12 protein-coding genes, 1 tRNA gene and 2 pseudogenes are annotated in these 14162 nt (G+C 68.5%); 14 read left to right on the top strand and 1 reads right to left on the bottom strand.

What is annotated here, in order from left to right; genetic code table 11:
* Window positions 1-605: 605 nt before the first annotated feature.
* The 5 genes and pseudogenes from AB0I18_RS14735 to AB0I18_RS14715 form a co-directional block, all read left to right on the top strand.
* Window positions 606-684, top strand: a tRNA-Ile gene (locus tag AB0I18_RS14735).
* A 214-nt stretch (window positions 685-898) separates the two neighbouring features.
* Entirely contained in the window at window positions 899-1156 is a 258-nt protein-coding gene (locus AB0I18_RS14730) for a hypothetical protein (RefSeq protein ID WP_363105823.1), read from the top strand.
* Between the two features lie 62 nt (window positions 1157-1218).
* Entirely contained in the window at window positions 1219-2412 is a 1194-nt protein-coding gene (locus tag AB0I18_RS14725; RefSeq protein WP_363105821.1) for a DUF932 domain-containing protein, read from the top strand.
* A gap of 158 nt (window positions 2413-2570) precedes the next feature.
* Window positions 2571-3335 (top strand): annotated as a pseudogene (locus AB0I18_RS14720) (serine/threonine-protein kinase); the annotation flags it as partial.
* A gap of 354 nt (window positions 3336-3689) precedes the next feature.
* Window positions 3690-4940 (top strand): annotated as a pseudogene (locus tag AB0I18_RS14715) (penicillin-binding transpeptidase domain-containing protein); the annotation flags it as partial.
* Window positions 4941-4991: 51 nt separating this feature from the next.
* Here AB0I18_RS14715 and AB0I18_RS14710 read toward each other — a convergent pair.
* Window positions 4992-5444, bottom strand: coding sequence for a hypothetical protein (locus AB0I18_RS14710; RefSeq protein ID WP_363105820.1), 453 nt, complete (start codon window positions 5442-5444; stop codon window positions 4992-4994).
* Between the two features lie 430 nt (window positions 5445-5874).
* Between AB0I18_RS14710 and AB0I18_RS14705 the strand changes: the two genes are divergently transcribed.
* From AB0I18_RS14705 to AB0I18_RS14665, 9 genes are all read left to right on the top strand, one after another.
* Window positions 5875-6201: a hypothetical protein gene (locus AB0I18_RS14705; RefSeq protein ID WP_363105819.1), complete on the top strand. Its 327-nt coding sequence runs from the start codon at window positions 5875-5877 to the stop codon at window positions 6199-6201.
* A 306-nt stretch (window positions 6202-6507) separates the two neighbouring features.
* Window positions 6508-7401 carry a hypothetical protein gene (locus AB0I18_RS14700; RefSeq protein WP_363105818.1) on the top strand — a complete coding sequence of 298 codons (894 nt, stop codon included), beginning with the start codon at window positions 6508-6510 and terminating at the stop codon, window positions 7399-7401.
* A gap of 466 nt (window positions 7402-7867) precedes the next feature.
* Window positions 7868-8347, top strand: coding sequence for a hypothetical protein (locus AB0I18_RS14695; RefSeq protein WP_363105816.1), 480 nt, complete (start codon window positions 7868-7870; stop codon window positions 8345-8347).
* A 69-nt stretch (window positions 8348-8416) separates the two neighbouring features.
* Entirely contained in the window at window positions 8417-8656 is a 240-nt protein-coding gene (locus AB0I18_RS14690) for a hypothetical protein (RefSeq protein ID WP_363105815.1), read from the top strand.
* Window positions 8646-9158 carry a hypothetical protein gene (locus AB0I18_RS14685; RefSeq protein WP_363105814.1) on the top strand — a complete coding sequence of 171 codons (513 nt, stop codon included), beginning with the start codon at window positions 8646-8648 and terminating at the stop codon, window positions 9156-9158. The genes AB0I18_RS14690 and AB0I18_RS14685 overlap by 11 nt, the downstream gene beginning before the upstream one ends.
* Window positions 9159-9593: 435 nt before the next feature.
* Complete coding sequence (locus AB0I18_RS14680; protein ID WP_363105813.1) at window positions 9594-10070, top strand: hypothetical protein; 477 nt, start codon at window positions 9594-9596, stop codon at window positions 10068-10070.
* The gene (locus tag AB0I18_RS14675) at window positions 10067-10909 is read left to right on the top strand and encodes a FadR/GntR family transcriptional regulator (protein WP_363105812.1); all 843 of its coding nucleotides are present in this window, start codon (window positions 10067-10069) and stop codon (window positions 10907-10909) included. The genes AB0I18_RS14680 and AB0I18_RS14675 overlap by 4 nt, the downstream gene beginning before the upstream one ends.
* 623 nt (window positions 10910-11532) lie before the next feature.
* A complete protein-coding gene (locus tag AB0I18_RS14670) occupies window positions 11533-12969 on the top strand; it encodes a carboxylesterase family protein (RefSeq protein ID WP_363105811.1) in 1437 nt (478 codons plus the stop codon).
* Window positions 12970-13140: 171 nt separating this feature from the next.
* The gene (locus AB0I18_RS14665; protein ID WP_363105895.1) at window positions 13141-14121 is read left to right on the top strand and encodes a zinc-binding dehydrogenase; all 981 of its coding nucleotides are present in this window, start codon (window positions 13141-13143) and stop codon (window positions 14119-14121) included.
* Window positions 14122-14162 lie beyond the last annotated feature (41 nt).

The raw sequence follows: 14162 nt of genomic DNA, 5'->3' as shown, positions 1-14162 counted from the left end.
ACTGCCATTCCTCACGAACCAATACCCCGCAGGACCAGCACGGGACGAAGCGGACTCCGACGAGGCCCCACGCCTCATGCGCCGCGTACGCCCGGGTCGCGCCCCGCTACACGTCCACAACGTCCGCCTTGTTGATGCCACCGCCCACAGCGCAGGCGAGACCATCACCCGGCAGAACCTCGCCAAGACCCCGCCCGGTCACGCTGCGGAGCAAACGTACACAGGCAGACGAGCCCTCAGGGGACAAGACCGTGAGACAAAATGCCGTGACCCCTCAATGAGACAGCCGGAAAAGCCCAGGTAGCCATCACGGAACGGGACATTCCAGACGCGAGTCTACAGGCACGCCGAGCTGGGCATGACCGGGTTGTGCCCCAGGCGAGGCGCAGTGGCGCTCTGAGCGGGGCTCAAGGCGCCCAAGAATCGGTGGCCATATTTCACTGAAGATCGGTAATTGGAGGCTTTTCTTCGCCGTATCTAGGTGAGCGTTCGGTGCGCAATGCGACGCAGCAGTTGCTGCTCGGCTCAGTAAAAACGAGCGCCGACAATCCCAGTTTCACTGCCGCGCTCCGCCCCCATTCTTTTCGGTGCGGGGCAGCCTGCACGGTTGCGTAGCTCAGTTGGTAGAGCGCCGGTCTTATAAGCCGTTGAGGTCGCTGGGTTCGAGTCCCGCCGCAACCACCACCCGACCACCGATACAGCGGTCAGCCGCATTGACCGAAATTCCCGTCCCCTTCCACGTGCGCTCCGGAGGGGGTCGACCGCATGTCCCGTAGCGCCCCACGCCCGCACGCCTGCCCCGTGCCCTCCCCACACCGACGGGGCCGGGCATGCGGGTCTGCGGCCCTACGGGGCCCGCTCTGGCCCTTTCGAGTCTGTGGAGAGGAGGCCACCAGGCATGGCCAAGAGCGCGACCGCCCTGCTCCGGGAGGCACAACAGCTCGGCGCGGTGATCCGAGAGACCGTGTCGAACGCTCCGGTGCGCTACGCGCCCCGGAGCGCCCACGATCCCCGCCCCTGGGTGATCCACGAACCCAACCTCGACCGTGACTTCCGGCTGACCGGCCGTGAGTGCACCGCCACCTTCCCCGACCAGGCCCGCACGGTGCCCGCCGATCTGCCACCGGCCCCGGCCAAGCAGTCCACATCCGCCTGACGAGGTCACTCAGGTGGCCCTCGGTAACCACATTCTCAAGCAGATCAGGAAGGAGTCGAACCATGACGACTGACGTCAACGCCGCGTTCGCGCAGGAGAAGGCGGACCAGATCGGGGCCGTGCGTGAGGAGGCGCGCGCGTTCCAGGAGCGCCTCGATCGGGGGGAGATCGCGCCGATCGGCGGTGACCGATACCGCGTCCTCACCGGCTGGGACAAGGGCGAGACCTTCACGGTGCGACGCAACACCGAGGGGCGGATCGAGCAGATCCTCGCCCAGCACGGGCTGGACACCACTACTGGCGGGGCCGCCCTCTACACCACTACCCCGGCCTGGCACGGCCTGGGCGCCGTGATCCCCGGCGGGACCACGGACATCGACGAGGTGGTGAAGCTGGCCCGGATCGACTGGGAGGTCAGTAAGCGGCCCGTGCTGTACGAGTGGGACGACGGCCCCCGCGCTGCAGCCGACCGCTACGTCACCGTCCGCAGGGACACAGGCGACGCCCTCGGCACGGTGGGCGATCGGTATGAGGTCTTCCAGAATCGCCGTGTCTTCGAGTTCCTGCAGGACCTGGTGCAGCGCTGCGACGCGGTCTGGGAGTCGGCTGGCGCGCTGCGCGGGGGCCGGAAGGTCTTCGTGACCATGCGGATCCCCCACTCGATCGTGATCGACCGCGGCGGCCTGGACGACGAGATCGTCCTCTACCTCGTCGCGATCAACTCGCACGACGGGACGTCCTCGGCCGAGTCTGTCGTCACGCCCTGGCGGATCGCGTGCGGCAACACCGAGCGCTTCGCGACCCGGGACGCCGTGCACCGCTGGGGCATCCGGCACACCAAGGGCGGCCTGTCTGCCCTGGAAGAGGCCCGCCGTACGCTCGGCCTGACGCTCGACTACGCGAAGGCCTTCGAGGCCGAGGAGAACCAGCTCGTCCGCACCGGCCTGCTGATCGACGATTTCCACAAGCTGATCGACGGCCTGTGGGCGGTCGACGAGGACGCGAAAGACCGGGCCAAGGCCTTCGCCCGGCAACGGCACGACGAGCTGGAGGGCATGTTCCACGACGAGGCCCGGAAGTTGGGACGCACCGCGTACGCCGCAGAGCGCACCATCACCGACTATCTGGACCACCGGATGGGGGTCGTGCCCCGCAACCTCAGCGAGGACCTGGCGCGTGCACAGCGGTCGCTGGAGGGGAACAGCGACGACCTGAAGTCCAAGGCCCACCGCAAGCTGCTGCTCCTGGCGCGGTGACCCAGTCCGCGGCGCCCGTCCGGGACGTGCCACCGGACAGGGGGCGCTACCACGCGCGCGGTGGCCGTAGCCCGTGCTCCGCTGCGAATTGCCCCTGCAGCTATGCCATGTTGGGCTAGGTTCCAGGAGTCTCGACACGTGGGGGAGGGTTCGGACACATGGAACCGCTGGGGCTCGGTGATCCCGCCGAGATCGGGGGCTATCGCTTGCGAGGCCGGCTCGGCGTGGGGGGCATGGGTGCCGTCTACCTGGCTCACACGCGCGCCGGGCAGCCCGTCGCGCTGAAGGTGATCCGGGACGAGTACGCCCAGAACCCCGAATTCAGGCGCCGCTTCGCCCGGGAGGTGCATGCGGCCCGCCGGGTGCAGGGGCTCTACACCGCGCCCGTCGTCGACAGCGACACCGAGGGGCCGCAACCCTGGCTCGCCTCGGCGTACGTGCCCGGACCATCGCTGTCCGCAGCGGTGGCCGAGCGGGGTCCGCTGACCGTACGGACCGTCCTGCAGCTCGCGGCCGGAGTGGCCGAGGCGCTGTCGGCCATCCACGCCGTCGGGGTGATCCACCGGGATCTGAAGCCCTCCAATGTGCTGTTGGCCGCGGACGGTCCACGCGTCATTGACTTCGGCATCGCGCGCGCGGCTGACGCGACTTCGCTGACCAGCAGCGACGTACGTCTGGGCACGCCTGGGTACATGGCACCCGAGCAGATCGCCGGAGGTGTCGAGCCCGGACCGGCCATTGACGTGTTCGCCCTGGGGCTATTGGTCCACTTCGCGTCCACGGGCCGTCATCCCTTCGGGGAGAGTTCTGGCCCAGTGCTGCTGTACCGGATCGTCGCCGAGGAACCCGATCTGCGCGACTGCCCTCCGGAGCTGCGGGAACTCGTCGACCGGTGTCTGACGAAGGAACCGTCACAGCGCCCGTTCCCCGGCGAGGTGATCGACCTGTGCCGGACGGCGGCCGGAGACGGACTGCTGGACCGCGACGGCCGTGGTTGGCTGCCGGAACCGGTGGCGGACCATCCACTTCCCCCGTCGCCCGTACCCCCGCAGCCGACGGCGGCGCCGACGCATTCGCCTGAGCCACCGCCCAGCGCCTCAACCGTAGGTCTGGCCGCGCCGGCCCGTCCTCTACGCCCCCGGCGCCCGGCGCGTGTCGCAGGGGCGGCGGCCATCGCCCTGACGGTGGTCGCCGGAGCGGCGTTCGCCGTCACGCAATGGGGCGACGGCGCGGGCGACAGCGGCAAGAACTCCGGCGCGCCCTCCGCCCGCCCACTGGGCGACATCATCGTCGACGGCAAACCGGTCACCGGCTACGCGAAGACTCCCGACAATAACCGCTTCGCAACCAAGCGCACCTACCCGAACGGCCCCATGTGGGCCCCCGTTACCGGATACACCTCGCGGGCCTTTGGCACCAGCGGACTTGAGGCGATCCACGCGGACATCCTCGGCAAGCGGGAGACTAAGGGCGGCCAGGTCGTCACCACTCTCGACTCCGGCGCCCAGAAGGCGGCCTTCGAGGGCCTGGGCGACAGGAAGGGCGCGGTTGTCGCGCTTGACCCGAAGACCGGCGCGATCCTGGCCCTGGCCTCCACCCCCTCGTACGACCCGGCCTCCTTCGCCGGCAACTCCTCCAAGGACTCCGACGCCTGGAAATCGCTGACCGAGGACAAGGACAAGCCGATGCTCAACCGGGCGCTGCGCGAGACGTACCCGCCCGGCTCCACCTTCAAGGTGGTCACCGCCGCGGCCGCTCTGGAGAGCGGGAATTACGACATCGATGAACCGACCGGAGCCGGTAACGAGTACCAGCTCCCGCTGTCGACCGTCACTCTGAGCAACGCGAATACGGGCGCCTGCGGCGACGCCACACTTCAGGAGGCACTGCAGTGGTCCTGCAACACCGACTTCGCCAAGGTCAGCGATGAACTGGGCAACGAGGAAATGATCGAGCAGGCCGGGAAGTTCGGCTTCGGAGAAGAGGTCCTCACTCCGGTCCGCGCCACTGCCAGCTCCTACCCGAAGGACGAGCGCCCGCTGAACGCCTTGGCCGGCATCGGACAGGCCTCCAACCGGGCCACTCCGCTGCAGATGGCCATGGTCGCCTCCGCCGTCTCCAACGACGGCAAGCTCATGAAGCCGTACATGGTCGACGAACTCCGCGACCCGGACCTCAAGGTCATCGAGCGGACCTCACCCGCCACGATGAACAAGGCCGTGTCCACCGAGAACGCCCGGAAGCTCCAGCAGATGATGGAGACGGTGGTCGCGAAGGGCACCGGCAGGTCGGCCGAGATCCCAGGCGTCACGGTCGGTGGCAAGACGGGCACCGCCCAGTCCGGCGTCGGGAACACGACACTGCCCTACGCCTGGTTCATCTCCTACGCGAAGGACGACAAGGGCGAGTCCGTCGCGGTGGCAGTCGTCGTCGAGGACCCCGACGCCGACCGCGAGGACATCTCCGGCGGCGGCGACGCCGCCTCGATCGCCAAAGACGTGATGAACGCCTCGCTGAGCCGTAAGTGACCTGGCTCAACACTCGGGCCCGTACGCATACGTATGGGCCGGGCTTCGTCGTCACAAGTCGTCGTCGAGCTCCCCGCAGGCGTGGTCGCCTTCGGCGAGGGTGTAGTCGCAGACCGCGAACTCCATGGAACCTTGCGTCAGGGCGCCGACGCCGAGATCGAGCGTGCCGGTGGAGGCGACGGTGGCCCAGCGGGTGGTGTAGGTGCTGCCATCGGGCAACAGGAGGCGGTACCGAACACGCAGGTGGGCCTCTCCGGTCTCCGGGCACTCGTCTGTGACGTTGATGGCCCAGGTGGCGACAGCCCCGCCACCCACGGGGGTGTTGACGCTGGGGACGTGAACCGTGCCCCTGGCACTGGAGCAGCCGGAGGTGCTGCGGCCCCACACGTCGTAGCTGTAGTAGCCGATCAACGTGTCGGCGGACGCCGAGGTCTGAGCGAACCCCAGTATCAGAGTCGCCGCACCGACGCAGGCCGCCATCTTCTTGCCGAACCGTGTGAGCACACCGTCTCCCTCTGCCCCGCTGTACGCAGTCTGCGCACCGGGCGAAGCTAGCGGCCCGGTTGGATCGCCGGAACCTGAAAATACACAGGGTCAACCCGTGGTGGCTCCGGTAACTATGCGGTGATGACAGGTGCTTCGGGTTCGTGCTGCTGCCGAGCCTCGTTGAGGCGCGTGAGCCGGTCCGCAACAGCTTCGTGTTCCGCAACGCTGAGAGCCAACGACTACGGACAGACTCCGTCACCACCCGCCGAGCCCGCGGACACCTCCGCACCGCTCAGCTAAGAAGAGCCAGCAACGACCGTGCCGGCGCTGGCTGGAGGCGCACGCCGATCCGGCCGACACCGTACTGCACGTCGGCATCGACTGGTCCGAGCAGCGTCGCACGTCCGCAATCGAACGCGGCTGGGCACCTTGGACCGTCACCTTCCCGATGTGCAACCCGCCGCACCTGACCAAGGACGAGATGCTCGACCAGGCCCGAGCGGCCGGTCTCGAACCACCCCGGCTGTATGAGCTCGGCTTCGGGCACAACAACTGCGGCTCGCTGTGCGTTCGCGGCGGCCACCGGCACTGGGCCCGCGTACTGGAGGTCTTCCCCCAGCGGTACGCGGAAGCCGAACGCCAGGAGCAAGAGTTGCGAGCCGAGCTCGGCGACGTGGCGTTCCTGCGGGACCGATCCGGCGGCCGGTCCCGCCCGCTGACGCTGACCGAATTCCGGGAACGCCAGGAAGCCTTGTGGAGCGCCTCGGCGGCGTGAGACCTGGCCCCGGAGCCTCCGTGAAGCAGAGCAGCGCCGAAATACCCGAAACCGAGCTCGACCAAGGCGGTCGTGGCAAGCCATTCGGTCTGCCAGTTGAGAACTCGGGGGACTGGCCAAAACGGGATCCGGCGGGAATCTCTGCGTGATCGGTAATCGGCCGGATCCGGGCGACGTATTTGGGTGAGGCGCACCACGTCGGTACGCCACCCACGGATTCACCGCCCACTTAGCTTGCCGCCTGGTCAGCCGTCCGCAAGACCTCGAAATCATCCACGTACTCATTGACTGCACACAGGGACCACCATGGCGTACACGAAGCAGCACTCGATGCGACGCGTCCTCCACCGCGAAATCGCGGGCACCATCGGCCTGCTCACCGACGAGCAGGACTTCACTGCCATGCGGCGCTACCGCACCTTCCCTTTCGACGACCACGAGTCCTATCTACGACAGGTGGAAGACATGCTCCGGACCCGCGCAGATGAAGGCAGCCACACCACCGTCGCCCTCTTCGACCCCGAGGAATACGCCGAGTTCTGCGCCGAGAGCGGCCTTGACCCCGACGCCCCGGCCAGTCGCACCCGCTTCACCGCCGAACTCGCCACCACGGGCCCCACCCTCTCCTATGAGGGACAGCCCCTCACCGAACTCGTCCCTGACCTCGTCGACGAGGCTGTCCGCAAGGCCACCTGGGAGTACGCGTCCAGCGTTCTCTCCCGCATAGGTCCCTGCGCCACCTGCGGCGAAGACATCGGCCGCGCTGCCTTCGACCGCGCCTCGGACCTGCTGCTGCGCATCCTCGATGCCGCGGGCACCGGCGAGCACCACCTCGTGTGCAGCGTCTCCGCCGAGCCCGAAACCCTCGTCGCCGTCCTGAACGCCGATGACAATGCCGAGGGCGACACACGACTCGACGAGGCCGAAGCGCTGGAGTTCACCACGGTCCTCGCCCTCGGCGTCGCGACACACAGTGCCGGAGCCCTCGTGATGCGTACCAGCGCTCCGGGCACGAGCGACCGCGTCTACGGCTGGCGACTGCGCGGAGACGGACTCCAGCCGCTTACCGCGGGCGAGGTGTTCGACGCCTACTGCACCGACACCGAATCAGGAGACATCGTCTCCCCGGAATCGGGTGTCGACTACATCGAGCCACCCGACCTAGGAGACGCGGGACAGGTGGGCGGACACACGCACTGAACGCGCGAGGGGCGGCCCCGCAGGCGGAGCGCCCCGTTGGATCACCCCGCCGGTCGGGCAACTCCCAGGCCCGACCGGGACAGGCACTCGTCAACCGCGCTGCGGGTCTCATCTCGCAGCCGATCACTCGGCCCTGAACCGCCAGGGTCGTGCGGACCTGTCTGTGATCTACGTCGAACAGTTCTGGGCGCTGTCCGCCCGCCCCTCACCATGCAGCACCTCGGCAAGCTCGCGCGGCAGCTCAGGCACCCTGCCCACGACGCCGGCGATCAGACCCCGGCGGCGGCTTTGTCTGCATTCCCCGCCGCCGGTCGCGCCCTCTCCCGGCCATCCCGGCCCGGGAGAGGGCCACACAGGGCCATGCGCACTCGTCTTCACGCATTTCACGGGCTATCGCTCGATGACGGCACTACCGGCACTGAGCGGGTCAGACCCATCACCCCATCGCCACAGGAAGGAGAGCGCTGTGGACTCATTCGTCCTGCACGAGGAAGCCGTCCGTGCATGGCTGACCGAACTCGTCGTCGCTTACGAAGTCGACGCGAGCTTTGGCTGCGACGTCTCTGTCCGCAGCGGCGATTCCCCACCGATCGGGATGGCCTGGGACCCCCGGCAACCGGGCGAGGAGGACGGCGTGTCCCTCCTGGTCAAGGCCGCTCAGGCCGCCGGCATGGTCGGCAAGCCGGAGGAGATGACCATCACCTTCGAGTTTGTGGATGCCGGGGACGAGGGCGTCTACCGCTGGCTGCTGGACATCGCGAACCCCTGCCCGTTGAAGGTCGCGACACGGAGTGAGGCGATGGCGGTGCTGGGAGAACCGGAACTCCACAGGGCGGGGATTGAGGTCGCCGTCGCTATCTTGCGGGAGACCGTCAAGGCAGCCAATCAGCTCGTCAACCAACTGTCGGACTACATCGAGGCCACCGTCGAACGGGGCGGCAACTGACCTGCCGTCCGGGGCTCCGCAGGCGTCCCGGATGCGGGAGACTGCCGGGGGAGCCTGGAGGTAGGGACAGTGAAGATCGATCTGGCTCAAGCCCGAGCCACGGTGAACGAACTGGCCGAAGAGCTAGAAGCGCTGGACGGGACGGAAGTGATTGAACGGCTGAGCCGTGCAGCGCGTCGCCAGAACAGCCACACCAGCTGCACGCTGCCGCGCCTGGCCCACCTCGGTGATCGCATCTCCGTGGAAATCATGGGCGTGTACCACGACTTCAAGCTCCGGGATAATCCGCCGCAGGGAAGTGACCACTGACGTGAACCCGGACACCGAGAGCCTGCTGTTCGACGTGGCCGGCCGACTGGAACGGGCCATCCTCGGGCGGGACTGCCCGGCGATGGTGGCGTTGCAAGGCGACCGTACTCTCGTGCTGTCCGACTACGACTATCTGCGCGACGAGCCCGCCGCCGCGGCGTTCGAGCAACGGGCGGCCGAGAAGGCCCGGGAGATCCATACCTCCCGCTTCGTTTTCGCCGTCCCGCAGGTCTGGGTCGACACCGACGACACGGTCCAGGCACGAGCGGTGTCCAACCACCCGCTGCGCGAGGGCGAACGTGAAGTGATCGCCTGGATGAGCTACGACGCCCACGACGGCGTGGACTACGGATTCGTGCCGTATGTTCGCCGGCCCAATGGCGAACCGATTTTCGCCGAACCTGAAGTCTTCACAACCGCCGTCCGTCCCCGTGAGCAAGCGCCGGGCTGGACCCTGCTGCGCGCCCTGACGCAGGACGGCGCCGAGCCGACCGGCACCTAGCCGCTCGGCGCCCTCCCCGCCACGGCGGGCCATAATCCAGCCGCAGGCACCCGAGGGCAACTCTCCGCGCGCGACCTCACAGAACCCGGACCGTCCGACGAGGCGCGAGTCGCACCTCGCATCCGCACCACCATGAGCGTGCCATGGGCAACGGTGCTGTCGCTGTCCCCTCACCGCTCGTCGGCCATGGCCCTGGCTCAAGTCGGCCCCGCCCTGCGGACGACGAAGAACGGTGCGAGGACACCCCGCGCGCCGACAATCCAGGAGACGGCGGAGTCCCCCTGGGGGTGCCCAGCGCTCGCGGTACATGTCAGTGCGGACCACCGGTGCCGCGTGCTGGACGAGACGATCGCCTTCCCGAGATCGGTATTCGGGACGTGCCACGCCCCGTATTTCCATGAAGGGAAATTTTTCGGAGAGATTCAAGGAGCGGCTATGAAGAGCATGCGCTGGTTCATTACAGGATACGAGCGAAACGGCAGATTCGAGGCGTCGGCCACCGCCGGCCCCTCTGACGATGCCGGATGCGGCAAGCAGTTCGATGATCTGCTCTATAGCGACGAAGCTCAGGATGACGGCATGCAGGATCCGTTGTACTGCGTCCGCGATTTCCAGGCTCGTGTCCTGAATACACAGCTCAACCACGAACCCAACACGTCCGAACTGGACCGGGAGATCGAAGCGTTCGCCCTCGACATGCAGGCGAGCGATCCCGAGTCCAATATCTGGAAGTCCTTCGCGGCCGGGTACGAGAGTGACCGCAACATGGCGCATGAACGGCGCCCTGCCCAGGGCAGCGCGTACCTCACGACCGACATCCGTGGCGCGCGGGGCGAAGTCCCGTACCTGGCTCGTGACATCGGTGAGAGCTGCACCTGGCGACCGACCATGAGTGAGGAGGGGCAGGCGTGAGCACGCTCAGCATCCACGGCAGCCGCGGGCGCGGGCTGCACGGCCAACTCGTCCAGCAGCTGGGCCAGATGATCGTCTCGGGCGACCTGGGCGCGGACCGTCCGCTGGTGCCCGAGGAGATCGGACAGCGTTTCGAGGTCTCCCGCACCGTCGTCCGTGAATCCCTCCGTGTCCTGGAGGCGAAGGGGCTGGTCAGCGCCCGACCGAACGTCGGAACGCGCGTGCGCCCTGTCAGTGACTGGAACCTTCTCGACCCCGACATCATCCAGTGGCGGGCCTTCGGCCCGCAGCGCGACGACCAGCGCCGTGAGCTGAGCGAGCTGCGCTGGACGATCGAGCCGCTCGCCGCTCGCCTCGCCGCAGGACACGGACACGGCAAGGCACGACATGAACTCGCGGACAGAGTCGCGGGCATGGGGCATGCCGTCGGGCAGGGCGACGCGATCGCCTTCTCGCGCGCCGATGCGGAGTTCCACGCCCTGCTGATCCAGATGGCTGGCAACCGCGTGCTGGAGCACCTCTCCAAGATTGTGGCAGCCGCTCTCCAGGACTCCGACGACCTGCCCAGCGGCTGCACCCCTGGCAACAGGGCCTCGCCAGCGCAGCACGCTCAGATCGTCGACGCCCTCGCCACCGGCAATGGCGCGGCGGCCGAAGCAGCCATGCGTCAACTTCTCACCGACCACACCGAGGCAGACCCGGATTGCCCACGTTACGCAAGCCCTGACGTGGGTCCGGTGGCGCGCCCCGGACCCGTTAACGCGTCAGAGGCCGCTCACGGGCCGGGCCATGCGACTCCTTCCCGTCCTGCTCGCGTTCAGGATTGTTCCTGCTCCTGACCGGAGCCTTCCCATACCTCCTGACGGAACGAGCAATACGGTCCAGGGTTCCATCACTCGAACATGCGTTCAGATCGCTGGTGGAGTGTCGGTATTCGGGGGTTGCAGTACTCGCGCGGATGGCACTACCCGGTGTGGTCACGTCTGCGGTGACAGGCGTACAGCTCTCACCGCAGCGGGCGCTGTCTGCGCGAAGACGCCGAATCAAGAAGAAGAGACCGACCTCTTGCGGTGAACTCGCGCCGGCGCCCGCGCTCTGGTGCGGGCCTTCGCCCTCTGCCACCGCGCCGTACGGGCCCCTCCTGGCAGCGGCAAGCCCGCACGAGAGGAGGCTCACCCGGCGCCACGAAGGTCACGGCGCCGGTACCACGCCGATGTGCTGCATCACCCCGAGCAGGTCGGGCCGGCGCCGTTCGCCGACGATCCGGCCGTCGGCCAGGTAGGACAAGTCCACGGCCTGCACCGAGATCTTGTTGCCAAAGTGTCAGCTGATGACCACCAGGTGACCGCTGCCCGCCGGGCGGGTTGTCGGATCCCAGGTGACGATGGGGGAGCGTCACCGCGAGCGATCATCCGCCGACACGCCGCGCGAAACACCGAACCACCGGAAGGATTCTCACGTCATGGCCACGACCGTTCCCAAGGCTCCGACTGCACCAGGGGTGCGGTCCTGGTGGGGGATCCCGTACGCCACCGCCGAGCGGTACCGCCGCCCCGTGGTCGCCGCCTTCGCCCCGGACCGCCCCTATGACCGCAAGGGCGTCGTCTCTGTCCAGCCCGACAGCGGCGACTGGCTCGAAGCGGACAGCGGGATGGGCGAGGACTGCCTGAACCTGAACGTGTGGGCTCCCGAGCAGCCGGTCGGCAAGGCGCTGCCGGTGGCCGTGTACATCCATGGCGGCGGATTCGAGTACGGCGCGAACACACAGATCACCTCGAACGCCGCCGGTCTCGCCGCGTCGGGGCGCGTGGTGGGTGTGTCGGTCAACTACCGGCTCGGCGCACTGGGCGCGCTCTCGCTCTCCCAGTACGGCGGAGCCCTGGCCGAGGCCAGCAACCTCTTCCTCCAGGACATCATTGCCGCGCTGACCTGGATCCAGCGGAACATCGCCCACTTCGGCGGCGACCCCGACCAGGTCACGGTCTACGGTCACAGCGCCGGCGCTTATACCACCTTCGGGCTGCTCGGTGCCGCCTCCGCCGACGGCCTGTACCGGCGGCTGGCCGGGTTCTCCGGCGGGCCCGCCCGCAGCATTCCGGCCTGGTGGGCCGAGGAGCTCGCGCACCGGTTCGTCACCGAACTCGGCGTCGCGGACAACCCGGAGAAGCTGCTCGACCTCGACGCGGTCTCCCTGAGGGACGCCCTGCGCAAGGTCGCCCCGACGGACCTCGGAGTCCGCGGCGGGGTGGACAACAAGGCCACCGGCGTCGTCCTGGACATCGGGCAGCCCGGCGCGGTGGTGCACGCCCATCCCATGAACGTCCTGGCCTCGGGCGCGCACCGCGATGTCGATGTGCTGCTGAGCATGGCCAGTGACGACATGGGCTGGTGGGTGGCGAACGACCTCGACCGGTTCGACCCGGGCACCGTCGACCGCGTCGTCGACGAGGTCGCGGGGTGGCGTATTTCCCGCTCCCGCGCGCAGAAGATCGTCGATGCCTACGAGCAGGGCGGCCGTACCCCGGCCGAGGTCCGCGCCGCGGTCATGGCGGACTACCTCTTTGCGCTCCCCGCCGCCCGCGGCGCTCTGGCGCACGCCGCGGCGGGTGGCGACGCCCATCTGATGGTGATCGGGCCCGCCGAGGGCGCGCCCGCTGTGCACGGCGGCGAGATGTACGCCCTGGTCGGCCAGGAACAGCCGGGCCGCAGCGCCGAACAGGCCGAGCGTGACACGCGGATCCGCGACATCGTGCTCGACTTCGCCACCGGCGGGCAGACCCGGCTGTGGCCCGCTGTCACGGAGCGGCCCATCTCGGGGAGCGTCGGCAACCCGCCCTTCGAGGCCACCGCCCACTACCAGGCGGCGCTCGACCTGTGGGAGGGCATCGACCGTCCCTGACGGTCGCCGCGCGATCCCGAGATGCAGAACGGTGCAGGGTCACCACTGACTGATCACCCGGGCACCTGTGCCTGGAGCCCCGGCTCCGTTTTCACATTTCCGGGGGACGAACAGAACAAGGAGCTCGGCATGAGCCAATCGACCGCAACCGGCGGCGCCGGACCGGCGATGATGCGGGCCGTCGTCGTCACTAGGCCCGGCGGCCTCGACGCACTGGAGATCAAGGACGTGCCGGTGCCGGTACGCAAGCCCGGCTGGGTGCGGATCAGGGTGAAGGCGTTCGGCGTCAACGAGTCCGAGGTCACCACCCGCAAGGGCGAGTCGGACGCGGTGGTCACCTACCCGCGTGTGCCCGGCATCGAGGGCGTCGGCGTGGTCGATGAGGCCGACGAGGACAGCGGGCTGCGGCCGGGACAGCAGGTGGCCACGATGATGGGCGGCATGGGCCGCTCGTACGACGGCGCGTACGCCCAGTACGTCACCGTCCCCGCCGGGCAGGTCATCCCGTTCGAGACCGGCCTGCCGTGGGAGGTCGTCGGTGCGCTGCCGGAGATGTTCCAGACCGCCTACGGATCGCTGACCACCGGCCTGGACCTCAAGGCCGGGCAGACGCTGCTGATCCGCGGCGGCACCTCCACGGTCGGGCTGAGCGCGGCCACGATCGCGAAGGACCTCGGCGCCACCGTGCTGTCCACCACCCGCAGCCCGGAAAGGGCCGGGGAACTGCGGGCCGCGGGCGTCGACCATCCCCTCGTCGACAACGGCACCCTCGCCGACCAGGTGCGCGAGCTGATCCCAAACGGCGTCGACGCCGCCCTGGAACTGGTCGGCTGCTCGGTCCTCCCCGACACCCTCAACGCCGTCCGCCGGCACGGCACGGTCTGCTTCACCGGAGCTCTGGCGGGCCAGTGGTCCATCCCGGACTTCACCCCGTTCATGATCCCCTTCGGGGTACGCCTGACCTCCTACGGCGGTCAGGCCGCCGACCTGCCGGCCGACGTCTTCGCCCACCAGCTCCAGGCCATCGCCGCCGGACGCCTCAACGTCCCGGTCGCGAAGGTCTACCACGGCCTGGAAGAAGTCCGTGATGCCCAGGCCGACCTCGAATCCGGCACCGCGCCGGGCAAGCACGTCGTCGTCCTGGACGACTGAAAGAAACACATCCCCTGGTTCGCCGACAGGCACCGGCTGGG

This window comes from Streptomyces sp. NPDC050704 (assembly GCF_040654355.1).
Lineage (GTDB): Bacteria > Actinomycetota > Actinomycetes > Streptomycetales > Streptomycetaceae > Streptomyces.
Note: the sequence above shows the minus strand (reverse complement) of the source record. Positions and strands in the feature narration are given on the sequence as shown.